This is a genomic window from Pseudomonas sp. TYF_14, from assembly GCF_043105275.1.
GTDB lineage: Bacteria > Pseudomonadota > Gammaproteobacteria > Pseudomonadales > Pseudomonadaceae > Aquipseudomonas > Aquipseudomonas alloputida.
In genome coordinates this window covers 15,744-40,119 of sequence record NZ_JBICLK010000002.1, presented here as the reverse complement: position 1 = coordinate 40,119, position 24,376 = coordinate 15,744, and the positions used below count along the sequence as shown (strand labels likewise).

Below are 24,376 nucleotides of genomic sequence, written 5' to 3'. Positions count from 1 at the left end.
CTTTACTTTGTCCAACAGTCCGCCGCTTCAGGGAAAGCCCCCTTAACGTGTAGGAGCGGGTTTACCCGCGAATACGTCAGTGGCACCACCACCGCATTCGCGGGTGAACCCGCTCCTACAGGCTTCCTGCCAGCGCTTCGATTACCTGACAATGGCGAGCTTTTCCAAGGCCTGGTTCAACGCCAGCACGTTGACCACCGGCGGGCCGATCAATGGGTGGAGGGTGGCCTGTTCCAGCAAGGCTTGCAAGCGCTCGACCGGCAGCTGCCGTGCCGCCGCCACCCGCGGGATCTGATAGGCCAAGGCCTCCGGTGGCAAGTGCGGGTCCAGGCCGCTGCCCGAGGTGGTCAGCAGCGCCTGCGGCACTGGCCCCTGCTGCGCCTGATACAACGTGGCCGCATCGCCCTTTACCCGCTCAGCCAGCGCCGGGTTGCTCGGCGACAGGTTGCTGGCGCCGCTGGCCACGGTCGCGTAGGCACCTGCCGAGGGCCGCGAGTGGAACCAGCCATCGCCCTGGAAGTCCTGGGCGATCAATGCCGAACCCCGCACCTGGCCTTGCGCATCGCGTACCAGGCTACCGTTGGCCTGGTTCGGGAAAGCGACTTGGGCAATACCGGTCACCGCCAGCGGATACAGGGCGCCCGTCACCAGGGTCATCAACAAAGCCAGGCTCAATGCCGGGCGTAGATAAGCAGTCATGGCGGCCTCCTCAGACCAGGTTCAGGGCGTTGAGCAGCAGGTCGATCAGCTTGATCCCGGCAAACGGCACCACAATGCCACCCAGCCCGTAGATCAGCAGGTTGCGCCGCAACAGGTGCGCCGCACTGGCCGCCTGCACGCGCACCCCACGCAGCGCCAGCGGGATCAGCACGATAATGATCAGCGCGTTGAACACGATCGCCGACAGGATCGCGCTCTGCGGGCTGGCCAGTTGCATCAGGTTGAGCACACCCAGTTGCGGGTAGATGGCTGCGAACAGCGCCGGCAGGATGGCGAAGTATTTGGCCACGTCGTTGGCAATGGAGAACGTTGTCAACGCACCGCGGGTGACCAGCAGCTCCTTGCCGACCTGGACTACGTCCAGCAGCTTGGTCGGGTCGCTGTCCAGGTCGACCATGTTCGCGGCCTCCCGCGCAGCCTGAGTGCCGTCGTTCATGGCCATGCCTACGTCAGCCTGGGCTAGTGCCGGGGCGTCGTTGGCACCGTCGCCACACATGGCAACCAGGCGGCCGTCATTCTGCTCCTGGCGAATGCGCGCCAGCTTCTTCTCGGGCGTGGCCTCGGCCAGCACGTCATCGACCCCCGCTTCGGCGGCGATGGCGGCCGCAGTCAACGGGTTGTCGCCGGTCACCATGACCGTGCGGATGCCCAGCTTGCGCAGCTCGGCGAAGCGCTCGCGGATACCAGGCTTGACCACGTCCTTGAGGTGGATCACGCCCAGCAAACGCTTGTCGACGCACACCAGCAACGGTGTGCCGCCACTCTGCGCGATGCGTTCGACTTCACGGGCCAGCGCCGCCGGCATTTCCAGGCGTTGCATACCGACGAATGCCAGCACCGCATCGACGGCGCCCTTGCGGTAGCGGTGCTGTTCGAAGTCGATGCCCGACAGGCGTGTCTCGGCACTGAAAGCCACCGCTTCGAACTGCCCGGCAGGCGGGTCGACGAAGTCGTGCAACTGGCGCAGGTATTCGACAATCGACTTGCCTTCGGCGGTGTCGTCGGCCAGCGAGGCCAGCAAGGCGCCCTCCCCCAGTTCCTTGGCGGTAATGCCCGGTGCAGCATGCAGTGCGCTGCAGCGGCGGTTACCGAAGGTGATGGTGCCGGTCTTGTCGAGCATCAGCGTATGCACGTCCCCGGCCGCCTCGACGGCGCGGCCCGAGCGGGCAATGACATTCAGCCGTACCAGCCTGTCCATGCCGGCGATACCGATGGCCGACAGCAGGCCGCCGATGGTGGTCGGGATCAGCGTCACCAGCAGCGCGGCCAGGAAGATCAGCGGCAGGCTGCCACCCGCGAAGTGGGCGAACGGCTGCAAGGTCACCACCACGATCAGGAAAATCAGGGTCAGGCCGATCAGCAGGATGTCGAGGGCGATTTCGTTTGGGGTCTTCTGCCGCTTGGCACCTTCGACCAGGGCGATCATGCGGTCCAGGGTCGACTCGCCCGGGTTGCTGGTGATGCGGATAAGCAGCCAGTCGGAGACCAGCCGCGTATTGCCGGTCACCGCCGAGCGGTCGCCACCTGATTCGCGTATTACCGGTGCGGATTCGCCGGTAATGGCGGCCTCGTTGACGGCCGCAATGCCTTCAATCACCTCGCCGTCGCCGGGGATCATTTCGCCGGCGACCACGCGTACCACGTCGTCCTTGCGCAGCGCGCTGGCAGCCACCGTCTCGTAGCTGCCATCACGCAGACGACGCTGGGCGGTCAGGCCCTGGCTGCCGGCCTTGAGGCTGTCGGCGCGGGCCTTGCCACGGCCTTCGGCCAACGCCTCGGCGAAGTTGGCGAACAACACGGTGAACCACAGCCACAGGGCAATCTGCACCGCAACGCCGATGCTCACGCCGCCGCCGGGGGCGAAACACAGCACGGTGGTCAGCACCGCGGTCAGGGCCACCACCAGCATTACCGGGGAGCGCTTGAGCTGACGCGGGTCGAGCTTGACGAACGCCTGCACCAGCGCCGGGCGCCACAGCGCGGCGAAGCGGGTCTGGTCCTTGGCACTGTGCCGGCTATTCACTTCAGGAATGGGCATGTTCATGATCGGTCCTCAAAAACCCAAGCTAAGGTGTTCGGCGATTGGCCCAAGGGCCAGGGTCGGCAGGAAGGTCAGGCCACCGACCAGCAGGATGGTCACCAGCAGCAAGCCGGTGAACAGCGGGCCGTGAGTCGGGAAGCTGTTCTGCCCCAGCGGCGCGCTTTTTTTCGCCGCCAGGCTGCCGGCCAACGCCAGTATCGGCAGGATGTAGCCGAAGCGGCCGATGAGCATGGCCAGGCCGATCATCAGGTTGTGGTACACGGTGTTGGCGCCAAACCCGGCAAAGGCCGAGCCGTTGTTGGCCGAGCCCGAGGTATAGGCGTACAGCAACTGGCTGAAACCATGCGCCCCCGGGTTGGTGACCGCCCCGGCCGGGCCGGGCAGGCTGGCGGCGATGGCGCCAAGTACCAGCACGCCAACCGGCATCACCAGCAGGGTTGCCACCAGAAGCTGCACTTCACGGGCCTGCAGCTTCTTGCCCAGGTATTCCGGGGTACGGCCAATCATCAGCCCGGCCAGGAACACCGCGATAAGGACGAACAGCAGCATGCCGTAGAGGCCCGCGCCGACGCCGCCGAATATCACCTCGCCGACCATCATGTTGACCATCGCCACCATACCGGTCAGCGGGTTCAGGCTGTCGTGCATGGCGTTGACCGAACCGTTGGAGGCAGCGGTGGTGGTGACCGCCCACAGCACCGAACCGGTGGTACCGAAGCGGCTTTCCTTGCCCTCCAGAGGGGCGGTCTGTTGCACCTGCGTGCTTTCCAGGGCCGGGTTCGGCTGATGCTCGGACCACAGCGCCGTGCTGCCACCGATCAGGAACAGGGCAAGCATGCAGGCGAGGATGGCGCGGCTCTGACGCAGGTCCTTCACGTAGTGACCGAAGGTGAACACCAATGCCACTGGAATGAGGATGATCGATGCCACCTCGAACAGGTTGCTCCAGGCCGTTGGGTTTTCGAACGGGTGCGCCGAGTTGACGCCGAAGAAGCCACCGCCATTGGTACCCAGCTGCTTGATGGCGATCTGGCTGGCGGCCGGCCCCAGCGGAATGGTCTGGTCGGCCCCTTGCAAGGTCAGCGCGTGGGCGTAGTCGGCAAAGGTCTGCGGTACGCCCTGCCATACCAGCAGCAGCGCCAGCAGCAAGCAAAGCGGCAGCAGGCCGTAGAGGGTGGCACGGGTCATGTCGACCCAGAAGTTGCCCAGCGTCGTCGCGCTGCGCCGGGCGATACCGCGGCACAGGACAACCAGTACGGCCAGGCCGGTGGCAGGGCTGACAAAGTTCTGCACGGTCAGGCCAAGCATCTGGCTCAGGTAGCTGACCGACGCCTCACCGCTGTAGGCCTGCCAGTTGGTGTTGGTAACGAAACTGACGGCGGTGTTGAACGCCAGTGACCATTCCTGGCCAGGCAGGTTCTGAGGGTTGAGTGGCAGGTAGCCCTGCAACAGCAGCACGGCGAACAGCAGCAGGAAGCCGACCAGGTTGAACGCCAACAGGGCCAGGGTGTATTGCCGCCAGTTCTGCTCCTGGCTGGCGTTCACACCCGCCAGCCGGTAACAGCCCTGCTCGACCGGCCCCAGTACAGGCGTCAGCCAGGTACGCTGGCCTTCCATGACCTTGTAGTAGAACCGCCCGAGCCAGGGTGCCGGTAGCAGCACGATGACAAAGAATGCCAAGAGCAAGGCGAAATCGTAACTGTGCATGGCCGCTCCCTAGCTGCGATCGGCGCGCAGCAGCGCCACCAGCAGATAAAACGCCAATGCCACTGCCAGCAGCAGTGACAGCCCGTCGAGCATGTTCATGTGTGGATCTCCCCGTGTTACGGCTTGGGCCGCTTTGGGGAAATTGTCCGAGGGAGAGGCGTAAAGGGGCGAGATCGGGGGGTGGGGGTGGGTATAAAGAATGCGTAAAAATCAGCGTTGTGGTCTGCCTGTAACGGCCTCTTCGCGGGCTTGCCCGCGAAAGGGCCGTTACAGGCTTATTGTTGTGGCGGCTGCTGCGCCGCGTTACGGCTCCAGTCCAGCAGCAGGCTGTAGCCTACCGCCAGCAAGGTCGGCCCGATGAAAAGGCCAATGAAGCCAAAGGCAAGCAAGCCGCCGAACACGCCCAGCAGCACGATCACCAGCGGCAGGTTGCCGCCACGGCTGATCAGGTACGGTTTGAGCACGTTGTCCACGCCGCTGATGACGAACGTGCCCCACACACCCAGGAACACCGCCATGCCGTATTCGCCCTTCCACACCAGCCAAGCGGTGGCCGGGATCCAGGCCAGTGGCGGCCCCATGGGGATCAGGCTGAGCATGAAGGTGACCAACCCCAGCACGATCGCCCCGGGCACCCCGGCGATCAGGAAGCCGATCAGTGCCAGCAGGGCCTGCGCGGCCGCCGTGCCGATCACCCCGTTGACCACCCGCTGCACGGTAGCGGCTACCAGGTCCAGGTAATACTCGGCGCGCTCGCCCACCAGCCGGTGCAGCAAGCGCAGCACGAATGCCGCCAAGCGTGGTCCGTCGCGGTAGAAGAAGAACACGAACACCAGGCTCAGGGTCAGTTCCAGCACGCCGCTGCCGATCTGCGCGCTGCGCGCCAGCAACCAGTTGCCCACCTGCCCAAAGTAAGGCTTGATCGAGGTAAGCAAGGCTGCGCCTTGCTGGTCCAGCGATTGCCAACCGTTGACCAGACGCTCGCCAACGAAAGGAATGCCACCCAGCCAGGCCGGTGCATCGGGCAGGCCGTCGACCTGCACGTCACGCACGAACGCCGTAGCGTCGCGAATGTGATCGGCCAGGTTGAACCCCAGCCACACCAGCGGCAGTGCCACGATCAGGATCCAGGCCATGGTCAGCAGGCCGGCGGCCAGCGTCTCGCGACCGCCCAGCAGGCGCGTAAGAAAGCGCATCAACGGCCAGCTGGCAAAGGCCAGGATGGCGCCCCACAGCAATGCCGATATGAAGGGTGCCATCACCCACAGGCCGGCCCCCAGCAATGCCACCAGCAGAATCTGGACCAGCAGGCGATCATTGTTAACCATGAGGGTGCTCGTTCAAGGGATCAGTTCAAGGTGCAGGCCGTCTGTAGGCGCGCTGCCGACTTCAAGACGGCGATTGCGCACCCCGGCCTTGACCAGCGCCTCGCGCCAGGCCTCAGCCTGGGCGCCACTGAGGCTGACGCGCAAGGTGCTGTCAAGGTTCAGGCTGCGGGCCAGCAGGTTTACCCAGGCGTCTTGCGGTGCAGCAAGGTCAGGGTAGTCGAGCTTGCCGGTGTCACGCATTTCGCGCAGCACCGTAGCGGCGGTTGGCAGCAGCTCGCCCAGCGGGCTGCCTGAGATGAACTCTTCCACATGCAGATAGGCACGGCGGTTGCCACGGGTAACGCTGTACAGCGCGACCAGGGTGTCGGCCTCGTCTGCCGAGCGGCGCAGCAGGATGAACGCCTGCTGCTCGTCGCCTCCGTTGAGGCGGGCATTGGCGAACACATCATTGGCCCACAGGCTGGCCTCACCGCAATCACGCCCCTGACACCAGAACAACGGGTAGCCACCCTCGCGTACAAGTGCTTCGCGGGCACTGGTGAAGGCCTCGCGTGCAGTACGCTCGACGGGCAATTCGTAGGTCACCGAGCTGACCTGACCGCGGCTCTCGACTTTGTCATCGACCCGCAGGCGGCCACTGATCTTGCGTAGCGGGCCCATCGGGTAGACCCGCTCCTGCTCCGTCGCCGGGCGTTGATCGACCACCTTGGCGTCCTGCGGGACCGGTAGGCTGCCGGCCCACGACACGGGGGTGGCGAGCACCAGGCAGGCAGCCAAGGCAGTGCGAATGGAAACGGGTACGCTCATTGGCGAACCAGGCGGCGCTCAGCGCCGAATTGAAGCTCCAGGATGTCTGGCAGTTGCATGGTTGTCTCCCTGTTCAACCCGCCAAGCCTCGACACTTGTCCGGTGCAAGTCAAGCAAAGCCAAAGAAGCGATTGATACAGTCTGCAACAAGGGCCGCGCCCTGCGCATCGTTCAGGTGCAGGTGATGGCCGCCGGGTAGTGTCACCTGTTCAAAGGGTAGCTGCTCCAGCAACCCGGTGTGGCGCGCCAGCATACCGTTGGCGGCCACCACCAAGAGCGCCGGGCAACTCACCCGCCGCACATAGGCCATGGCCTGGGCCTCGCTCAGGCGCACCGGCGAGGGCAGGGTCAGCCGGCTGTCGCTGCGCCAGCTATAGCCACCGGGCACTGGCATCAGGCCACGCTGGGCCAGCAGCTCGGCCGCTTCACGGCTGACCGCGACCATGCCTTTCATCCGGGCTTGTACCCCTGCTTCCAATGTCGCATACACCGACTTGCGCTTGCCATCCAGCCGCAACTGGGCTTGCAGTGCCATCCCTAAGCGCTCACCTGCGTCCTGCTCGGCGCCAGTCGGCGGGATGACGCCGTCGATAAGCGCCAGGTGACTGACCCGATCGGGCAATGCACCGGCCAGTTGCACCGAAATGATCGCGCCCAGCGAATGCCCCAGCAGGGCGAAACGCGGCCAACCCAGTTGCTCGGCCACGCGCAGCACGTCATGAGCATAGTCGGCCAGGGCATACCCGGCGCCGAGCGGGCGGTGCTCGGAATAACCATGGCCGGCCAGGTCCAGGGCGACGAGGCGTAGACCTTTCAGCTGCGGTGCCAGGCGGGCAAAGCTGTTGGCGTTGTCCAGCCAGCCATGCAGGGCAATCACCGGCAGCCCGTCTTCGGGGCCGAACAGGTGTGCAGCCAGTTCGATATGGCCCAGGCTCAGGCGAATTTCCTCAACGTGTGCGCTCATGCCTGGCTCCAGCGGTCGAACAGGCCCTTGATCAGGCTGGCAGTGTCGGCCGGGCGCTCCAGGGGGAACATGTGCCCACCCGGTACACTGTGGTATTCACCTTTGGGCATACCGCGCACAGCCAAGGTGTGGTGGCGACGAATGACGTTGCTGCGGTTGCCGCGCACCATGGCCAGCGGCACCTGCAACTGGCGCGCGGGGGCGGGGCTGGTATGCGGGATGCTGCGGTAGATGCTGATTTCAGTGGCAGGGTCGAAGCGCAACTGCAGCCCTTGCCCCACCACCTGCAGGCCGTGTTCTACATAAGCGTCGAGGCAATCGGGATCGAAATGGCGGAACAGTGATTTGCCAGCGAAATAGTCCCGGGCGCTGTCGCGGTCATTGAACGTTTCGCGACGCCCCAGGGTGCGCCCGGCCGGTGTGATACGGTCGATGAAACCAAAGCGCTTGGCTGTGCGCAGCAGCCATTGATCAGCGCGGGTGAGCACCGGAGAGTCGAGCATCACCAGCCCCCGGTAGTACTCGGGGCAGCGCAATGCCGCGTGCAGGTGCAACACGCCACCCAGCGAATGGCCAACGCCCCAGACCGGCTGATCCTGCTGCGCCAGGTGATGCAACAATTCATCGACCAGGCTTTGCCAGTTTTCGTCCACGGGAAAACGCGGGTCATGCGCATGCTGGGCCAGGTGCTGCACCTGATAGTCCGGCGCCAGCGCGGCAAACAGCTTGCCGTAGGTGGCCGATGGGAAACCGTTGGCATGGGCGAAGAAGATCTGCTGCGACATGGCGCCTGGTCCGGACCGGAATGATGGCCCATTGTCGGCATCGCGGGGCAGTTCGGCAATGTCCATAAAGGTCATCGGCGAGGGGGATCAGGTCATGCCGAGCGGTCGAAACTGCTCAGCGACCGACGCAGGCAGGCCTGCATGTAGGCCACTTGGCTCTCCAGCGCCTCGCGGGCCAGACGCTGGTCCTGGTAGTCCAGTTGCAGGCGGCGCAAGGCCAGACAACTGGTTTGCAGCAGGTGCGAGACCCGCAGGCAGGCATCCTGCAGCGTACGCAGGTCCTGCTCGCATTGTTGCCTCGCAGCAGGGTCCAGCCCAGGGTTGTCGTTCACCTTGCGCATCAGGTGGTAAAGCTTGGCATCGGCCGATTCACGCAGCAGGCTGTATTGGGCGAAATCCAGCGAAGTACCTTGGTCAACCTGTTCCAGGGTGGGTTGCAGGTCCAGGGAGCGCAACAGTTCCAGCATTTCACCCCTCATTCGCCGTTCCCTGATGTTTGCCATGTGGCAACGCTAGCAAGCGGTGGTGAAGCGCGACAACTGACAAAAATGCCAGTTGCCTTATCGATCTTTACCCATGCCAGCATGCAGACGCGAGCGAAACATTGGCCTGCACAAGCCATGGGAAGTTCACGCGGGTGAGTGGATGGCCCGAAGCGTCATCAACCCGGCCAGCGGCCACTCCCCTTCCAGCTCCGCCAGGCTGGCAGTGCTCATGGCTGCCGGCTGTTGCCTGTCGCCGTGCTCCAGTGCACCGACCAAGGTACCTACCAGCGGCTGGTGGCTGACCAGCAGCACATGCTCGAGCCCCAGTCGCTCGATTTCGCCGATGACCTGCTGCACATCACCCTCGGGCGTCAGCCAGGGCACGGTGCGCACCGGTTCGGCGAAGCCCAGGGTGTCATGCACCAGCGCGGCGGTCTGCTGGGCGCGTACGTAAGGGCTGGCAACAATCGCCTGCAATGGCTGCCCGATCAGGTAAGCCGCACTGTGCAGCACCTGCTCGCGACCATGGGCAGTCAACCGGCGCTCGGCATCCGTCTTGGCCCGCGGCTCAGCTTCACCGTGGCGCAGCACCCACAGCTTCACAGCTTGGGTTCCTCGTCACGCACCGGATGCGCGGCCGGTGCCACGGCGTGCGCTGCTTCACCTTCCGGCGCACGCGGGGCCGGCCAGTCTGCGAACGGCCACGGCTTCTGGTCGCTGTGGAAACTGCCGAAGCGGCCGATCTGTGCCAGGTACTGGCTCAGACTGTCGCCGAAGTTCATCAGGCTGGCGCTGGGCGCGCCATACACCAGTCGGTAGATCAGCTGTACCAGCACCAGGCCACCCAACAGCAACTCGGCCAGTTGCCAGACCACCAGGAACACCAGCATCCACAGCACCCGCAGGATGATCGACTCGCGCTGGGCGCGTTCGGGCGTATCGTTCATGTGTTGCTCCTTGCTCGTGTCAGAGCCGCCAAGGGCTCAGTTGAAACCGCTGATGGAAATGAAATCGACATCGGTCTTGGGCTCGGCGCGCATCAGGTGCTCGATCACCTGGTTCAGCGTGCGCCCTTCGAACAGGATGGCATGCAGGCCAGCCACCAGCGGCATGTACACCTGCACTTGCTGGGCCTTGGTCTTGAGCACCTTGAGCGTGTTGACCCCCTCGGCCACTTCGCCCAGGCGGTTGACCGCCTCTTCCAGGCTTTGGCCCTGCCCCAGTGCGTAGCCAACCTGATAGTTGCGGCTCTTGGGCGAGGAGCAGGTGACGATCAGGTCACCGACACCGGCCAGGCCGAGGAACGTCATGGGGTTGGCGCCCTGGCTGACGGCGAAACGGGTCATCTCGGCCAAGGCCCGGGTAATCAGCATGCTCTTGGTGTTCTCGCCCATCCCCAAGGCCACCGCCATGCCGGCGATGATCGCGTAGACGTTCTTCAGTGCACCGCCCAGTTCGACGCCGAAACGGTCGGCACTGGCGTAGACGCGGAAGGTGCGCCCGTGCAGTACGGCCTGTACCTGCTGGCACAGGTCTTCGTGCTCACTGGCCACCACTGTGGCAGTCAGCGCATGTTCGGCGATTTCGCGCGCCAGGTTGGGCCCCGACAAAACGCCGATGCGCGCCTCGGGGGCGATCTCTTCGAGGATCTGGCTCATCAGCTTGAAGCTTTGCGCTTCGATGCCCTTGGTCAGGCTGACCAGGCCCTTGCCGCGCAGCAGCTCGGCATGCGGTGCCAGCACGCTGCGCAAGGCACTCGATGGCAGGGCAACGAAGATCAGCTCGCTGGCCTGCAGGGTGGCCAGCAAGTCGTTGACCGGCTCAACCCCATCGTGCAGGCGGATACCCTTGAGATAGCGCGGATTCTCGCGATTCACACGCATGGCCTCGGCCTGCGCCGGGTCGCGCATCCATTGGCGCACCGGCACACCGTTTTCCGCCAGCAGGTTTGCCACGGCGGTGCCGAAGCTGCCGCCGCCCAGAACCGCAACAGGTTGCTGTTCAGTCATATCCAATCCATTAAAGCCAAAAGTTAAGTGGCGACCCGGCCATTATACGGCTCGCCTGCTACAGAACCAGTGTCTGGGCGTTTGCGGTATTTGCCATGGCATTTTCGGAGCCGTCGAGATCGAGCACCGCCACGCGGTACTTTTCAAGACGTACGCCCGACACCCACTGGCAAAACCCCCACGGTCAGTTACCATGCCTGTTTCAATCCTGAAACAAAGGCCGCTCCGTGTTCCCTGGCACGCCCCCGTACCCGCGCCTGCTGTTATTGACCGCCCTGCTCGGCGGTCAGGCCGTGGCCGACGACCTGTTCATCGACAACACCGACCTGCCACAGGTTCTGACCGCCACACGCCTGAAACAATCCCCCGCCGCTGTCCCGGGCAGCATGACCGTACTCGACAGCGAACTGATTCGCGCCAGCGGTGCCCGTGACATCCCCGAACTGCTGCGCCTGGTCCCGGGCATGATGATCGGCTACGGTGCCGGTAATCAACCCACGGTCAACTACCACGGCAGCAACGTCAACGACGCACGGCGCATGCAGGTATTGATCGATGGCCGCTCGGTATACCGCGCAGGCCTGGCCACGGTGGACTGGAGCGACATCCCCTTGGCCATGGAGGACATCGAGCGCATCGAGGTGTTCCGCGGCCCGAACACCGTCAGCTATGGCGCCAACGCGCTGATGGCAGTGGTCAACATCCTCACCCGCAACCCCGCCGACAGCCATGGTACACGGCTGAAAGTGACGCGCGGCCAGGACGGCATCAACGACTTCTATGCCAGCCACGGCTTCGGCTGGGACGGTGGCGACATGCGCCTGTCGCTGTCGGGCCAACAGGACGACGGCTTCGATGAGAACCAGTTTGGCCAGGACTACCGCGACAGCCGCCGCCTGACCCGCTTCAACCTCAGCGCCAACCACAACCTGGCGGTCGACCAGACCCTGGAGTGGCAACTGGCGGCCAAGGAAGGCAGCAATCAGCGGCCCTACACCTACCAGCCGGTGTTCCAGCAGTACGAGTCCGGGAACAATGCCGACGTCAACGCCAAGGACTATGCCGGCTCGTTGCGCTGGACCAAAGACTTCAGCGCTGAACACAGCCTTTATATCCAGGGCTCAGCCCAGCATTTCGATCGCCAGCAAGTGTGGCGCGCCTGTGATGCCTTGCAGTCGTTCAGCCCCGAACTGACCCAGCTCTGGCAGATGAACCCCGACTTCGCGGAAAAAGTGGCGCGCGGTATTGCGACCGGCGCCCCCCTTTCCACTGACGACCCAGCCCTGAAAGGGCTTCTGCAGAAAGTGCAGCAGCAATGGGAGCAGGGAGGGCGGGAGCAGGTCTGCGGCGATGTCGATCAGAGCACCCGTGAAACCCGCTATGACCTGGAAATCCAGGACACCCTGAGCCTGACCGATAGCCTGCGTCTGCTCAGTGGCATGAACTACCGCTATGATCGCGCCGACTCGCAGACCTACTTCAACGGCAGCATCGACGACCAGACCTGGCGCCTGTTCGGCCAGCTGGAATGGCGGGCCGACGAGCACTGGATATTGCAGGGTGGGGCCATGTTCGAAGACTCGCGCCTGTCAGGCAGTTCGCTGACCCCACGCGTCGCGGTCAACTACCTGATCACCCCACGCCACGGCCTGCGTGCGGTGTACTCCGAAGCGGTGCGCTCGCCCGACATGTTCGAGAACAACGTCAACTGGAGTTACACGGTCAAGAACCTCACCCCCAATTCATTCGGCCTGCAAAACGGCGAATACTTCGTCAAGACCCGTGGCCCTGGCGACCTTGAACAGGAGCGCATGCGCTCGCGCGAGCTGGGCTACAACGGCTACTTCAGCGACATCGACCTGAGCCTGGATGTGAAGCTGTTCTACGACGAGATCACCGGCATGATCAGCGAGCCGCTGAGGAACAACCAGTACATCGCCAGCAACGCCAACAAGGCCCGTTTCAGCGGCAGCGAGGCGCAAATGGACTGGCGCCCCACCCTGCGCGACCGCCTGCGCCTGACCTATGCCTACGTCGATGCCTGGGCCAGTAACCCCGACGACCGTCGCCTTAGCGCCCGCAACAGCGGCTCGGCCGGGTGGATGCGCGAATGGGGTGCCGGCTGGTCGAGCGCGCTGTTCTATTACGGTGACGATGCCCTCAACCAGTACCGCTACGAGCGTCTGGACCTGCGCCTGGCCAAGCGTTTTCGGGTGTATGGCAGCAACCTGGAGCTGGCGGCGCTGTGGCAGCAGCGCCTGGACGATGAACCCACCTCGGCCCTGCAGAACCGCTACGACAGCCGTCACCGCCTGAGCGTGAGCGCGGAGCTGGAGTTCTGATGGCCCTGCTGCTGCGCCTGTTGCTGCTCTGCCTGTGGCCGTTGGGGCCTTTGTCCGCCAGCGAAGTCCTGCTGGTGGGGGCTGAGGACCAGCCCGGTGTCCGCAGCTTCATCGCCGCCCTGGAAAGCCGCCGGCCGCACGATCATGTGCAGTTTCAAACCACCGCCAACCTGCCGCGCCCGAGCAAGCTCAAAGCCGACCAACGCCTGATCCTGCTCGACAACGCAGCACTGGAATGGCGCCTGGGAGAAACCGCCGGCCCGCCGGCGCTGGTCATGCGGGTCAGCCGGGTACAGGCTGAACAGCGCCTGGGAAAGTCGCGCCCCGCGTTCCTCACACTGCTGTGGAGCGACGCACCGCTGGGACGGCAACTGCGCCTGGCACGTTACCTGTTGCCGCAGGCCAGGCGCATTGGCGTGCTGTACGGCGAGCACAGCAGCTTTCTGCTGGACGAACTGCGCCATGCTGCGCGGCCGCTAGGCCTGGAGATCGTGGCCCAGGACTGGTCCGACCCGCGTGACAACAGGCCCCTGCAGCACCTGCTGGGCAACAGCGATGTGCTCCTGGGCCTGGACGACCCTGACTTGTACAACTCCAAGACTGCAAAGAACCTGCTGTTGAGCAGTTATGGCCGGCAGATGGCACTGATCGGCCCGAACGCCGGCTTCGTTCGCGCCGGCGCCCTGGCCAGTACCTACAGCGACCAGGACGACTGGCTGTGGGTGCTCGACCAGTTGCTCGACCAGCCGCCGACGCGCTGGCCGCGCAGCCTGTACCCGGTGCGTTACGGCGTCAGTGGCAACCAGCAGGTGGCCCGTGCCCTGGGTCTTGAACCAATCGATCAGAACGCCGCCGTCAAGGCCCTGGCCGAGGGAGAACCCACCCCATGAGCAAACGCTTGAGCTGGGACATTCATACCCGCACGCAGATCATCAGTCTCGGCCCCGCCCTGCTACTGACCTTGCTCTTGATCAGCTTCTTTACCTTCGTACGCATCCAGGACCTGCGCCAGGAACTCAACCACACCGGGCAACTGATCGCCAACCAGTTGGCACCGGCGTCGGAATATGGGGTGATCTCGGGCAACAACGAAGTGCTTGAAGGGCTGATGCGTGCCACCCTCAGCATCCCGCACGTGCGCTTTCTGGAAGTGCAGGACAGCCGCAACCACATCCTGGTGTACGTCGAGCAGTCCGACGAAAGTGCCAACCGCGCGCAACAGGTCGAGGTGTTCCAGGCGCCCATTCGCCTGCAGCAAATCCGCCTGGACAACGACTTCCTGCAACAGGGCAAAGCCACCAGCCCGGCCATCGGTGACGACTACCTGGGCCGCGTGATCGTCGGCATGTCCGATGACGCCTTCAGTCAGCGCCAGCAGGAAATCGTGATCAAGGCCGGAATCCTGGCGTTGTTCGCCCTGCTGTTCACCTTCTTGCTGGCACGCCGCCTGGCCCTGAGCCTGGCCAAGCCGATCAGCGACATGGGCCATGCGGTCAAGGCGATTCAGCAAGGCGAGTACAACACCCCCTTGCCGGTCGTCGACGACAGCGAGCTGGGCCACTTGGCCCGCCACATCAATAACCTGGCCAGCGCCCTGGAGCAGGCCAGCGATGAACAGAAGCAGGCCATCGCCGAACTGATCCAGGCCCGCGAGGAGGCCGAACAGGCCAACCGTGCCAAATCGGATTTCCTGGCGATGATGAGCCATGAGTTGCGCACCCCGATGAATGGCGTGCTGGGCATGCTGCAACTGCTGGAAACCACACCGCTGAGCAGTGAACAGGCCGATTACACGGCAGTGGCCAGCGAGTCCACCGGGCATTTGCTCAAGGTCATCAACGACATCCTCGATTTTTCGCGCATCGAACGCGCTGCGCTGCAGCTGGAGCACATCGACTTCAACCTGGGCGAGCTGATCACCAACAGTGTCCAGTCGTTCCAGCACAGCGCCCAGCAACGCGGCCTGGGCCTGCACCTGCAACTGCCGGCCGGCATCGAGCAGTTGCAGGTGAACGGCGACCCCACGCGCATCCGCCAGATCCTGCTGAACCTGATAGGCAACGCCCTGAAGTTCACCGAACGTGGCCAGGTGCAAGTCGACGCACGCTGGCAGGTGCTCGACCGGCAGTTGATCTGGCTGACCTGCAGCGTGCGCGACACCGGCATCGGCATCGACAGCGACCGCCTGGAAATGATGTTCGTCGCCTTCCAGCAGGCCGACAGCTCGATTTCCCGTCGTTATGGCGGCACCGGGCTGGGGCTGTCGATCGCTCGTACCCTGGCCGAGCGCATGGGCGGCAAGCTACGCGGTGAAAGCCGTGAAGGCCTGGGTTCGACCTTCACCCTGGAGATGCCGTTGGCCCTTGCCAACCCTGCCCCCGTCCCGTTGACGCCGCCAACGACTGTACGAACGACGGTGCCGGACAATGATCAGGTACTGCTGGTGGAGGACAATCCGGTCAACCGGAGTGTCGTGGAAGCCATGCTGCGCAGCCTGGGGCTGGCAGTATGCACGGCAGAAGATGGCCTTGAAGCCGTCGAGCGGGTCGGCCGGCAGCGCTTTGCTGCCGTGCTGATGGATTGCCGCCTGCCTCACCTGGACGGCTATGAAGCCACCCGACGCATCCGCCAGTTGCCCAACGGCGCCGGGCTACCGATCATCGCCCTGACCGCCAACGCGTTGCAGGGCGACCGCGAACGTTGCATGGCCGCCGGTATGGACGATTACCTGAGCAAACCCTTGCGCCGCACCGAATTGCAGCAGGTGCTGCAGCGCTGGTTACCCGGTCAGACAACCGCGACTGGCGATAAATGCTAAAGTGCGGCAGTCTTAAACACTGGACAGGACCTTCATCGGACCTGAAAATAGACGTTTCAGTGCACACCTGTACTTCTTTCGCCAGGTGCGCTGTGACTTTCACCACAACGCAATAGTCTACCTGTAGGCTGCCGTCTCGAAGCGCTTGGTTTTCGGGCCGGCCGGGAAGATTCATCCCCTGCCGCAGGGGGTTATTGAGGAGCTCGCATGACCAAACAACACGCCTTTACTCGGGAAGACCTGCTGCGCTGCAGTCGCGGTGAGCTGTTCGGCCCAGGTAATGCGCAACTGCCCGCGCCGAACATGCTGATGGTCGATCGCATCACCCATATCAGCGAAGAAGGCGGCAAGTACGGCAAAGGTGAATTGGTCGCCGAGCTGGATATCAACCCGGACCTGTGGTTCTTCGCCTGCCATTTCGAAGGCGATCCGGTAATGCCGGGCTGCCTGGGCCTCGACGCCATGTGGCAGCTGGTTGGCTTCTTCCTCGGCTGGCAGGGCCTGCCGGGCCGTGGCCGCGCCCTGGGTTCGGGCGAGGTGAAATTCTTTGGCCAGGTACTGCCTGAAGCCAAGAAAGTCACGTACAACATTCACATCAAGCGCGTCCTGAAGGGCAAGCTGAACATGGCCATCGCCGATGGTTCGGTCAGCGTCGACGGCCGCGAGATCTACACTGCCGAAGGCCTGCGGGTCGGCGTGTTCACCTCCACTGACAATTTCTAAGGGTTATTCGCATGCGCCGCGTCGTTATCACTGGTCTGGGCATCGTATCGTGCCTGGGCAATGACAAAGCTACCGTCACCGAAAACCTGCGCAACAGCCGTCCGGGTATCCGTTTCAACCCGGAATACAAGGAAATGGGGCTGCGTAGCCAGGTTTCCGGGTCCATCGACCTCAACCTCGAAGAACTGATCGACCGCAAGGTTTACCGCTTCGTCGGCCATGCGGCTGCCTACGCCTACCTGGCCATGCAGGACGCGATCAAGGACGCTGGCCTGACCGAAGAGCAGGTTTCCAACCCGCGTACCGGCCTGGTGGCGGGTTCCGGCGGCGCCTCGACCCTGAACCAGATGGAAGCGCTGGACACCCTGCGTGAGAAAGGCGTTAAGCGCGTCGGCCCATACCGCGTTACCCGCACCATGGGCAGCACCGTTTCGGCATGCCTGGCCACCCCGTTCAAGATCAAGGGCATCAACTACTCGATCTCGTCGGCCTGCGCCACCTCGGCTCACTGCATCGGTACCGCACTGGAGCAGATCCAGTGGGGCAAGCAGGACATCGTCTTCGCCGGTGGTGGTGAAGAAGAGCACTGGAGCCAGTCGTTCCTGTTCGATGCCATGGGCGCCCTGTCGACCAAGCGCAACGAAACCCCGGAACTGGCCTCGCGCGCCTACGACGCTGACCGTGATGGTTTCGTCATCGCTGGCGGTGGCGGCATGGTCGTGGTCGAGGAACTGGAACACGCCCTGGCCCGCGGCGCCAAGATCTACGCCGAAATCGTTGGCTACGGTGCCACTTCCGACGGCTACGACATGGTTGCACCGAGCGGCGAAGGCGCCATCCGCTGCATGCAGCAGGCGCTGTCCACTGTCGACACCCCGATAGACTACCTGAACACCCACGGCACCTCGACTCCCGTCGGTGACGTGGCCGAGATCAAGGGCGTGCGTGCCGTGTTCGGCGACAAGGCTCCGAAGATCAGCTCTACCAAAAGCCTGTCGGGTCACTCGCTGGGCGCTGCCGGCGTGCACGAGGCGATCTACTGCCTGCTGATGATGGAAAACAACTTCATCGCCGGCTCTGCCAACATCGACGAGCTGGACGCGGAAGTCGCCGACTTGCCAATCCTGCGTAAAACCGAAGAAAACGCCAAGATCGACACGGTCATGAGCAACAGCTTCGGCTTCGGCGGCACCAACGCCACCCTGGTGCTCAAGCGCTGGGAAGGCAAGTAAGACGCTGCTGCTGTAAATGAAAACGCCCCGACTGGTTCGGGGCGTTTTTGTTTGGGTTGCCTGTGCTGGCCTCTTCGCGGGTAAACCCGCTCCTACACAGGTCATTTGCAGTGCTTGTGGCCATTGCAGGCTAATGGCGCGCCTTGGGCAACACCGCCAGAAAATTCTCCCGGGCCACCTTGTGCGCCACCGACTCCGGCAAGGCATCCAGAAACGGCTTGAACCCGTGCATCTGCTCCCCCAGGCTGCCAAACCGCCCCACCACATCCGACCCCAGCATGAACCGCTCCGGGTACTTCTCGACCAGCGCCAGCCATTCCTTGCGCGGCGCGCCCTGCTCATCCAGCAAATACGGTTGCAGCACACTCCACGACAAATCGACATACAGGTTCGGGTAGTCCTCCAGCAATCGCGTCAGCACCGGCAGTAGAAAGTCCATCTGCGTCTGGTGGCGGTGTATCTCCATGCTGCTGCCCGCGTGCGCCCAGATGAATCGCGTATGCGGGTGATTGCGCAGCGGCTCTTCGATCTCCGCCAGGTACAGCGGGTTGCGCTCGCGCTTGGAGGTGATGTTGGAATGCAGCAGCACAGGCAGGTCGCGCTCGGCCGCCAGATGGTAGATACGCGTCATGGCCTCATTATTGGCACGTGGCGTGTCGCCACTGGTCAGCGCTGTCAGGTCATCATGTCGGGTGAACACCTCGCCGATGCCCTGCCAAAGGCCCGGGTACAAATCGAGCATGCGCTCGATATGGCTGACCGCATTCTTGTCCACCGGGTTGAAACCGCTGAGGAACGGGTGGAAGCGCTTGCGCTGATCACTTGGCAATTGCTGCAGCGCCGCCGCCACGTAAGTATCAGTGGCGCTGTACCAGTAGGCATCAGCGTCATCACCGGCGTAGTAGCGCGGGCGCTTGGGTTCGTCTTCGTGCCATTTCTTGGCCACCGGTATGCCTGAAATCATCGACTGCTCAACCCCTGCGGCATCCATGGCCTTGATCAGCGCCGGCATGCCTTCACTTTCCTGGAAGAAGTCCACGTAGTGCAGATGGGCATCACTGTAGCGGTACTCGCGCGCCTGGGACGCCTGGCACAGCCAGCCGAACAACAGCACACAAGCCAGCGCTCTGGCGGTCATGGTCATCCTCCTCATGCAAGTACGAACCCAGTAGACCAGGCGGCCGCCAAGACGGTTCAGCCACGGCGGGCAAACCGCTATGCTTGAGGCACTTCCACCGTGCCTGGAGCCTTCCCCATGAGCAGCCCACTGGTCATCCACCCCCGAGCCGAGACGGTCGAGGGCCAGCCGATCCTGCGCCCGCTGCCGTCAGCCCAGTGCCGCAGCGTCGGCCCGTTCGTGTTCTTCGACCACATGCTCGAAACAGACTATGCCCCGGGGCATGGCATGGACATCCGCCAGCATCCGCATATCGGCTTGTCGACGCTGACCTACCTGTTCGAAGGCGCAATCCTGCACAAGGACAGCCTCGGCTCGGCGCAGCGGGTGCTGCCCGGTGATGTCAGCTGGATGACCGCAGGCAGCGGCGTCGCCCATGTCGAGCGCACCCCGGAAGATGCCCTGGCCCATGGTTCACGCCTGCATGGGCTGCAGGTATGGCTGGCATCGCCACGCGAGTTTGAGCAAGGCCCGGCAAGCTACAGCCATCACCCCGCCGCGAGCTTGCCCGTCAGTGACAGCCTGGGTGTGCGTATCTGCATGATTGCTGGCAGCGGGTTCTGCCTGGCGTCACCGGTGCCGGTGCTGTCCCCTACCCTTTATGCGCATGTCCGGATGCAACCGGCGACCACCTTGCTGGTACCGACCGAGCATGTGCAGCGAGCGCTGTACGTACTCGATGGTGAGTTGATGATGAACGATGAAGACGTGGAGCCGTGCAGCCTGGTGGTACTGCCGGAAGGGGAAGAGGTGACGTTGTATGCGGAGGGTGAATGCCAATTGGTACTGATTGGCGGCGCACCGCTGGATGGGCCGCGTCGGATGAACTGGAATTTCGTGGCCAGCGACCCGGAACTGATCGAGCGGGCCCGGGCCAGGTGGGCTGCGGGGGATTGGCCGGTGGTGCCGGGGGAACATTCGAGGATCGAGTTACCTCGGTGATCGGGGATGGGCACAGGTCGGCGGTTGGGCGCAGTCCACCGTCGCGTAGGAGCGGGTTCACCCGCGAAGGGCTGCAAAGCAGCCCCCTGCAATCTCAGCGCTGGAACACTTCACTCAGCAGATTATGCATCGAACGGAACGCTCGCTCGGAAGTGCGCCGGTCATACTGCATCTTGCCCGGCATATTGGCATTCGGGTCGGTAAACGAGTGCACCGCGCCACCATAACTGAGCAACTGCCAGTCCACCTTGGCTGCGTTCATCTCGTCTTCGAATGCCGGCAGCTGCTCTTTAGGCACCAATGGATCGGAGGCACCATGCAACACCAGCACCGAGCCCTTGATGCGCTTGGCATCTTCAGGATTCGGCGTGTCCAGGGTGCCGTGGAACGACACGGCCGCACGCAGGTCGGCGCCGCTACGGGCCAGTTCCAAGGCACAGCAGCCACCGAAGCAGAAGCCGAAGGTGGCCACCTTGCCAGGCTCCAGCAACGCCTTCGACTGCCCCAGCAATTGCGCCAAGGCCTCCTGCATGCGCTTGCGCAGTTCGCCACGGTCATTCTTCAGCGGCATCATCGCCACGCCTGCCTCATCGGCATTGGACGGGCGCACCGATTGCCCGTACAGGTCGGCGATCAGCACCACATAGCCCTTCTCGGCCACTTCCTTGGCAATGCGCTCGGCACCTTCACCAATGCCCATCCAGTTCGGCGCCATCACCAGCCCTGGGCGGCCCAGCGCACCCGGCTCATAGACCAAACGGCTTTCGTAGGTCTTGCCAGACAGGTGATAAACCAGCGATTCGACGATTACTTTGCTCATCAAGCACTCCTTTGGCACTCGTCATAAAAAAGCCCGCCGAAGCGGGCTTTGCTGTGCATCAACTCAAGCAGACAGCTCGACCAGTAGCTTGTTCAGGCGACGAACGTAAGCCGCCGGGTCCTTCAGGCTGTCACCGGCCGCCAGGGCCGCCTGATCGAACAGGATGTGCGACAGCTCGGCGAAACGGTCTTCGCTCTGCTCGTGATCCAGCTTCTCGATCAGCGGGTGGCTCGGGTTGAACTCGAAGATCGGCTTGGACTCCGGCACTTTCTGCCCGCTGGCTTCCAGGATCTGGCGCATCTGCAGGCCCAGGTCCTGCTCGCCAATGGCCAGGATCGCCGGCGAGTCGGTCAGGCGGTGCGATACGCGTACTTCGGCCACGCTGTCACCCAGCGCACCTTTCAGTCGCTCGACCAGACCTTCCTTGTCCTTGGCGACTTCTTCCTGGGCTTTCTTGTCTTCCTCCGAATCCAGCTTGCCCAGGTCCAGGTCGCCACGGGCAATATCGACAAAGGCCTTGCCGTCGAATTCGTTGAGGTAGCTCATCAGCCACTCGTCGATGCGATCAGTGAGCAGCAGCACTTCGATGCCTTTCTTGCGGAAGACTTCCAGGTGCGGGCTGTTCTTGACCTGCGCGTACGACTCGCCGGTGAGATAGTAGATCTTGTCCTGACCTTCCTTGGCGCGGGCCAGGTAGTCGGCCAGGGCGACGCTCTGCTCGCCGCTGTCGTCCTGGGTGGACGCAAAGCGCAGCAGACCGGCGATTTTCTCCTTGTTGGCGAAGTCTTCGGCCGGGCCCTCTTTCAGCACCTGACCGAAGTTTTTCCAGAAGCCCTTGTATTTCTCGGGTTCGTTCTTCGCCAGCTTCTCCAGCATGTCCAGCACACGCTTGGTCAGCGCGGTCTTCATCGAATCGATGATCGGGTCTTTCTGCAGGATTTCACGCGACACGTTCAGCGACAGGTCATTGGAATCAACCACACCCTTGATGAAGCGCAGGTACAGCGGCAGGAACGACTCGGCCTGGTCCATGATGAACACACGCTGCACGTACAGCTTCAGGCCGCGCGGCGCTTCGCGCTGGTACAGGTCGAACGGCGCACGGGCCGGCACGTACAGCAGCGAGTTGTATTCGAGCTTGCCTTCGACCTTGTTGTGGCTCCAGGCCAGCGGGTTTTCGAAGTCATGGCCGATGTGCTTGTAGAACTCCTGGTACTCCTCGTCCTTCACTTCGGTGCGCGAACGGGTCCACAGGGCGCTGGCGCGGTTGACGGTTTCCCACTCTTCGGCCGGCTGCTCTTCACCTTCGGTGGCGGCCTGCTCTTTCGGCAGTTGAATCGGCAGGGCGATGTGGTCGGAGTATTTCTTGACCACGTTGCGCAGGCGCCAGCCATCGGCGAACTCCTGCTCGTCCTTCTTCAGGTGCAGGACGATACGGGTACCGCGCTGTGGTTTGTCGATGGTGGCGACTTCGAATTCGCCCTCGCCTTTCGACGACCAGTGCACACCTTCGGCCGCTGGCTGGCCGGCACGGCGGCTGTACACGTCGACCTTGTCGGCAACGATGAACGCGGAGTAGAAGCCCACGCCGAACTGACCGATCAGGTGCGAGTCCTTCTTCTGGTCACCGGTGAGGTTCTTCATGAAGTCGGCAGTACCGGACTTGGCGATGGTGCCCAGGTGGGCAATGACGTCTTCGCGGCTCATGCCGATGCCGTTGTCCTCGAGGGTCACGGTACCGGCGTCCTTGTCGAAGCTCAGGCGAATCTTCAGGTCAGCATCGCCCTCGAACAGCTCTGGCTTGGCCAGGGCTTCGAAACGCAGCTTGTCGGCGGCGTCGGAAGCGTTGGAAATCAGCTCCCGCAGGAAGATTTCCTTGTTCGAGTACAGCGAGTGAATCATGAGGTGCAGCAGTTGCTTCACCTCGGTCTGGAAGCCCAGCGTTTCCTTTTGTGTTTCCACAGTCATGGTCTTCGAAACTCCGATCTGATGGCGTTGGCGCCTGGCGGCCGGTTCGGCCAGCGTTAACGGCGGATGTCATGCAGATGGGGGCTGCCCGGATGATTTCAAGGGCTTTTCCGGTTCGATCTTGAAATGCGCACGGGCCGTGGCAATCGGCGACTGCCTGTCGCCCTGCCAGGCGGTGATGGCCACATTGGTCACCCGCCGGCCCTGGCGCCACAGCTGGCACTGGGCGTAGGTATCGCGAAAATGCCCGGCGCGCAGGTAGTCGATGGAAAAGTCGATGATCTTCGGAATGCTTGCGCTCTCGCTGTAGATCAGCAGGTACAGCGCTGCCGACAGCTCCATGAAGCCGGCGATCACGCCGCCATGGATGGCCGGTAGCAGTGGGTTGCCGATATTGTCCGGGCTGGCCGGCAGGCGGAACAACACGTCATCGCCCTGACGCTCGCATTCGATGCCGATCAGCCCGGCATAGGGAATCAGTGCCAGCAACGGTCGATAGTCGCCCACCGCATGGGCGGCGTTGAGCTGCTGGCGTACCGCGTGCGGAATCATGCCTTGCCCTCCTTCAGACTGTCGCCGAAACGGATGCCGCCCTTGATGTCCTGGCCCAGGCGCATGAACGTGCCCACCACCTGGCAGATGGGCTGGTCGGGGTCGTCCTGGTAGGCGGTGCCACGGGTGAAGATCACGTCGCGGGTAACACGGTAGCACTGGGCGTGGCCATAGATGTCCTTGCCGGCCTCAGCCGGGTGCATGTAGTCGATACGCAGGTCCAACGTCGGGCACACTTCGAAGCGCGGCAGCACACACAATGTGGCCATGCCACAGGTGGTGTCCATCAGCGTGGTCAGCGCACCGCCGTGCACGGCACCGGTTTGCGGGTTGCCGACAATCGCCGGCGACCACGGCAGGACCAGGGTCATGCCATCGCCATCAGCCTGCGCCACGCGCATCTGCAACAGCTGACAATGTTTTAACGCCGAGAGAAAGCGCTCGGCCATTGCCATCAAGGTTGAATCGCTCATCGGCTGTTCCCATCGGCCGCAGGGCAGCGGCATAAATTCGTTAAAAAGTCCATGTAGAACGGGACGTTATATATCTGTAATCTTCGTTGAACTTATTCCGCGTAGTTGTACTCGAAGGAACAAGTCACTTATTCCACCAAGGAGAAACACCCCCATGCGTAAACCTTTTGCTTTTGCTCTGATGCTGGCCGCTGCCATGGGCCTGGCTGCTTGCGATAAAGCGAGCGAAGACAAAGCCCAGGACGCACAGCAACACGCCGAGCAAGCCCAGGAAAAAATGGGTGAAGCTCAGGATAAGATGAACGAAGCCGCCGAGGAAAACGCCGAAGCTGCCAAAGATCAGGCCGAAGCCGAGCAGAAGGCTGCCGAAGAAGCCGCTCCGGCTACTCCGGCTCCTACTACACCGGCAGAACCTGCCAAGCAGTAATTGGCTAAAACAAAAAAACCCGACGATGTCGGGTTTTTTTGTGCCTGCGAACTTTC

At 63.2% G+C, this 24,376-nt stretch carries 24 protein-coding genes; 7 read left to right on the top strand and 17 right to left on the bottom strand.

Annotated features, from left to right (window positions below; translation table 11 throughout):
- Positions 1-141: 141 nt before the first annotated feature.
- From kdpC to ACF8O8_RS00260, 12 genes are all read right to left on the bottom strand, one after another.
- Positions 142-699, bottom strand: a complete 558-nt coding sequence (gene kdpC, locus ACF8O8_RS00315; protein ID WP_003251480.1) for a potassium-transporting ATPase subunit KdpC — start codon at positions 697-699, stop codon at positions 142-144.
- Positions 700-709: 10 nt separating this feature from the next.
- On the bottom strand, positions 710-2,764 hold the full coding sequence (kdpB, locus tag ACF8O8_RS00310) for a potassium-transporting ATPase subunit KdpB (RefSeq protein WP_049588226.1): 2,055 nt from the start codon (positions 2,762-2,764) through the stop codon (positions 710-712).
- 9 nt (positions 2,765-2,773) lie between these two features.
- Positions 2,774-4,468, bottom strand: a complete 1,695-nt coding sequence (gene kdpA, locus ACF8O8_RS00305; protein WP_010954929.1) for a potassium-transporting ATPase subunit KdpA — start codon at positions 4,466-4,468, stop codon at positions 2,774-2,776.
- A gap of 9 nt (positions 4,469-4,477) precedes the next feature.
- Complete coding sequence (kdpF, locus tag ACF8O8_RS00300) at positions 4,478-4,567, bottom strand: K(+)-transporting ATPase subunit F (RefSeq protein WP_003251485.1); 90 nt, start codon at positions 4,565-4,567, stop codon at positions 4,478-4,480.
- Between the two features lie 176 nt (positions 4,568-4,743).
- Entirely contained in the window at positions 4,744-5,796 is a 1,053-nt protein-coding gene (locus ACF8O8_RS00295; protein ID WP_019750854.1) for an AI-2E family transporter, read from the bottom strand.
- Positions 5,797-5,808: 12 nt separating this feature from the next.
- Positions 5,809-6,603, bottom strand: coding sequence for a DUF4892 domain-containing protein (locus ACF8O8_RS00290; protein WP_010954931.1), 795 nt, complete (start codon positions 6,601-6,603; stop codon positions 5,809-5,811).
- A gap of 109 nt (positions 6,604-6,712) precedes the next feature.
- Entirely contained in the window at positions 6,713-7,567 is an 855-nt protein-coding gene (locus tag ACF8O8_RS00285) for an alpha/beta hydrolase (protein WP_392509085.1), read from the bottom strand.
- Positions 7,564-8,352: an alpha/beta fold hydrolase gene (locus tag ACF8O8_RS00280; RefSeq protein WP_049588223.1), complete on the bottom strand. Its 789-nt coding sequence runs from the start codon at positions 8,350-8,352 to the stop codon at positions 7,564-7,566. Before ACF8O8_RS00280 ends, ACF8O8_RS00285 begins: the two co-directional genes overlap by 4 nt.
- 92 nt (positions 8,353-8,444) lie before the next feature.
- Positions 8,445-8,819, bottom strand: coding sequence for a hypothetical protein (locus tag ACF8O8_RS00275; RefSeq protein ID WP_010954933.1), 375 nt, complete (start codon positions 8,817-8,819; stop codon positions 8,445-8,447).
- Positions 8,820-8,981: 162 nt separating this feature from the next.
- On the bottom strand, positions 8,982-9,440 hold the full coding sequence (gene sixA / locus ACF8O8_RS00270; protein WP_010954934.1) for a phosphohistidine phosphatase SixA: 459 nt from the start codon (positions 9,438-9,440) through the stop codon (positions 8,982-8,984).
- Positions 9,437-9,784 carry a DUF4389 domain-containing protein gene (locus ACF8O8_RS00265; RefSeq protein WP_003251499.1) on the bottom strand — a complete coding sequence of 116 codons (348 nt, stop codon included), beginning with the start codon at positions 9,782-9,784 and terminating at the stop codon, positions 9,437-9,439. The genes sixA and ACF8O8_RS00265 overlap by 4 nt, the downstream gene beginning before the upstream one ends.
- A 36-nt stretch (positions 9,785-9,820) precedes the next feature.
- Positions 9,821-10,846 carry an NAD(P)H-dependent glycerol-3-phosphate dehydrogenase gene (locus ACF8O8_RS00260; RefSeq protein WP_010954935.1) on the bottom strand — a complete coding sequence of 342 codons (1,026 nt, stop codon included), beginning with the start codon at positions 10,844-10,846 and terminating at the stop codon, positions 9,821-9,823.
- A 227-nt stretch (positions 10,847-11,073) separates the two neighbouring features.
- On the opposite strand from ACF8O8_RS00260, the gene ACF8O8_RS00255 reads away from it, so the two are divergent.
- The 5 genes from ACF8O8_RS00255 to fabB all read left to right on the top strand — a co-directional run bounded on the left by ACF8O8_RS00255 (position 11,074) and on the right by fabB (position 17,961).
- Positions 11,074-13,188: a TonB-dependent receptor plug domain-containing protein gene (locus ACF8O8_RS00255; RefSeq protein WP_392509084.1), complete on the top strand. Its 2,115-nt coding sequence runs from the start codon at positions 11,074-11,076 to the stop codon at positions 13,186-13,188.
- Positions 13,188-14,078 carry an ABC transporter substrate-binding protein gene (locus tag ACF8O8_RS00250; RefSeq protein WP_392509083.1) on the top strand — a complete coding sequence of 297 codons (891 nt, stop codon included), beginning with the start codon at positions 13,188-13,190 and terminating at the stop codon, positions 14,076-14,078. Before ACF8O8_RS00255 ends, ACF8O8_RS00250 begins: the two co-directional genes overlap by 1 nt.
- A complete protein-coding gene (locus tag ACF8O8_RS00245; protein ID WP_392509082.1) occupies positions 14,075-16,006 on the top strand; it encodes an ATP-binding protein in 1,932 nt (643 codons plus the stop codon). The genes ACF8O8_RS00250 and ACF8O8_RS00245 overlap by 4 nt, the downstream gene beginning before the upstream one ends.
- Positions 16,007-16,213: 207 nt before the next feature.
- A complete protein-coding gene (gene fabA / locus ACF8O8_RS00240) occupies positions 16,214-16,729 on the top strand; it encodes a 3-hydroxyacyl-[acyl-carrier-protein] dehydratase FabA (protein ID WP_003251509.1) in 516 nt (171 codons plus the stop codon).
- A gap of 11 nt (positions 16,730-16,740) precedes the next feature.
- Positions 16,741-17,961: a beta-ketoacyl-ACP synthase I gene (gene fabB / locus ACF8O8_RS00235; RefSeq protein ID WP_010954940.1), complete on the top strand. Its 1,221-nt coding sequence runs from the start codon at positions 16,741-16,743 to the stop codon at positions 17,959-17,961.
- A gap of 130 nt (positions 17,962-18,091) precedes the next feature.
- Here the strand turns inward: fabB and ACF8O8_RS00230 are convergent, their stop codons facing one another.
- Positions 18,092-19,099 carry an amidohydrolase family protein gene (locus tag ACF8O8_RS00230; protein ID WP_392509081.1) on the bottom strand — a complete coding sequence of 336 codons (1,008 nt, stop codon included), beginning with the start codon at positions 19,097-19,099 and terminating at the stop codon, positions 18,092-18,094.
- A 117-nt stretch (positions 19,100-19,216) separates the two neighbouring features.
- Between ACF8O8_RS00230 and ACF8O8_RS00225 the strand changes: the two genes are divergently transcribed.
- A complete protein-coding gene (locus tag ACF8O8_RS00225) occupies positions 19,217-20,080 on the top strand; it encodes a pirin family protein (RefSeq protein ID WP_392509080.1) in 864 nt (287 codons plus the stop codon).
- 94 nt (positions 20,081-20,174) lie between these two features.
- On the opposite strand, the gene ACF8O8_RS00220 is transcribed toward ACF8O8_RS00225, so the two are convergent.
- From ACF8O8_RS00220 to ACF8O8_RS00205, 4 genes are all read right to left on the bottom strand, one after another.
- Positions 20,175-20,900: a dienelactone hydrolase family protein gene (locus ACF8O8_RS00220; RefSeq protein WP_010954943.1), complete on the bottom strand. Its 726-nt coding sequence runs from the start codon at positions 20,898-20,900 to the stop codon at positions 20,175-20,177.
- 63 nt (positions 20,901-20,963) lie between these two features.
- The gene (htpG, locus tag ACF8O8_RS00215; RefSeq protein ID WP_010954944.1) at positions 20,964-22,868 is read right to left on the bottom strand and encodes a molecular chaperone HtpG; all 1,905 of its coding nucleotides are present in this window, start codon (positions 22,866-22,868) and stop codon (positions 20,964-20,966) included.
- A gap of 69 nt (positions 22,869-22,937) precedes the next feature.
- Positions 22,938-23,420: a PaaI family thioesterase gene (locus ACF8O8_RS00210; protein WP_003251519.1), complete on the bottom strand. Its 483-nt coding sequence runs from the start codon at positions 23,418-23,420 to the stop codon at positions 22,938-22,940.
- Positions 23,417-23,893 (bottom strand): PaaI family thioesterase, encoded by a 477-nt coding sequence (locus tag ACF8O8_RS00205; RefSeq protein WP_010954945.1) that lies wholly within the window; start codon positions 23,891-23,893, stop codon positions 23,417-23,419. The genes ACF8O8_RS00210 and ACF8O8_RS00205 overlap by 4 nt, the downstream gene beginning before the upstream one ends.
- 154 nt (positions 23,894-24,047) lie before the next feature.
- Between ACF8O8_RS00205 and ACF8O8_RS00200 the strand changes: the two genes are divergently transcribed.
- A complete protein-coding gene (locus ACF8O8_RS00200; protein WP_019437947.1) occupies positions 24,048-24,320 on the top strand; it encodes a hypothetical protein in 273 nt (90 codons plus the stop codon).
- The last annotated feature ends 56 nt before the right edge of the window (positions 24,321-24,376 follow it).

Bases quoted from the DNA above. Each gene is read 5' to 3' on its own strand.
- kdpA (WP_010954929.1), bottom strand. From the start codon at position 4,468: ATGCACAGTTACGATTTCGCCTTGCTCTTGGCATTCTTTGTCATCGTG.
- ACF8O8_RS00295 (WP_019750854.1), bottom strand. From the start codon at position 5,796: ATGGTTAACAATGATCGCCTGCTGGTCCAGATTCTGCTGGTGGCATTG.
- ACF8O8_RS00280 (WP_049588223.1), bottom strand. From the start codon at position 8,352: ATGTCGCAGCAGATCTTCTTCGCCCATGCCAACGGTTTCCCATCGGCC.
- ACF8O8_RS00245 (WP_392509082.1), top strand. From the start codon at position 14,075: ATGAGCAAACGCTTGAGCTGGGACATTCATACCCGCACGCAGATCATC.
- ACF8O8_RS00250 (WP_392509083.1), top strand. From the start codon at position 13,188: ATGGCCCTGCTGCTGCGCCTGTTGCTGCTCTGCCTGTGGCCGTTGGGG.
- ACF8O8_RS00225 (WP_392509080.1), top strand. From the start codon at position 19,217: ATGAGCAGCCCACTGGTCATCCACCCCCGAGCCGAGACGGTCGAGGGC.
- kdpF (WP_003251485.1), bottom strand. From the start codon at position 4,567: ATGAACATGCTCGACGGGCTGTCACTGCTGCTGGCAGTGGCATTGGCG.
- ACF8O8_RS00265 (WP_003251499.1), bottom strand. From the start codon at position 9,784: ATGAACGATACGCCCGAACGCGCCCAGCGCGAGTCGATCATCCTGCGG.
- ACF8O8_RS00220 (WP_010954943.1), bottom strand. From the start codon at position 20,900: ATGAGCAAAGTAATCGTCGAATCGCTGGTTTATCACCTGTCTGGCAAG.
- htpG (WP_010954944.1), bottom strand. From the start codon at position 22,868: ATGACTGTGGAAACACAAAAGGAAACGCTGGGCTTCCAGACCGAGGTG.
- ACF8O8_RS00290 (WP_010954931.1), bottom strand. From the start codon at position 6,603: ATGAGCGTACCCGTTTCCATTCGCACTGCCTTGGCTGCCTGCCTGGTG.
- ACF8O8_RS00260 (WP_010954935.1), bottom strand. From the start codon at position 10,846: ATGACTGAACAGCAACCTGTTGCGGTTCTGGGCGGCGGCAGCTTCGGC.
- ACF8O8_RS00230 (WP_392509081.1), bottom strand. From the start codon at position 19,099: ATGACCGCCAGAGCGCTGGCTTGTGTGCTGTTGTTCGGCTGGCTGTGC.
- fabA (WP_003251509.1), top strand. From the start codon at position 16,214: ATGACCAAACAACACGCCTTTACTCGGGAAGACCTGCTGCGCTGCAGT.
- ACF8O8_RS00285 (WP_392509085.1), bottom strand. From the start codon at position 7,567: ATGAGCGCACACGTTGAGGAAATTCGCCTGAGCCTGGGCCATATCGAA.
- ACF8O8_RS00275 (WP_010954933.1), bottom strand. From the start codon at position 8,819: ATGCTGGAACTGTTGCGCTCCCTGGACCTGCAACCCACCCTGGAACAG.
- fabB (WP_010954940.1), top strand. From the start codon at position 16,741: ATGCGCCGCGTCGTTATCACTGGTCTGGGCATCGTATCGTGCCTGGGC.
- ACF8O8_RS00210 (WP_003251519.1), bottom strand. From the start codon at position 23,420: ATGATTCCGCACGCGGTACGCCAGCAGCTCAACGCCGCCCATGCGGTG.
- ACF8O8_RS00200 (WP_019437947.1), top strand. From the start codon at position 24,048: ATGCGTAAACCTTTTGCTTTTGCTCTGATGCTGGCCGCTGCCATGGGC.
- kdpB (WP_049588226.1), bottom strand. From the start codon at position 2,764: ATGAACATGCCCATTCCTGAAGTGAATAGCCGGCACAGTGCCAAGGAC.
- kdpC (WP_003251480.1), bottom strand. From the start codon at position 699: ATGACTGCTTATCTACGCCCGGCATTGAGCCTGGCTTTGTTGATGACC.
- ACF8O8_RS00205 (WP_010954945.1), bottom strand. From the start codon at position 23,893: ATGAGCGATTCAACCTTGATGGCAATGGCCGAGCGCTTTCTCTCGGCG.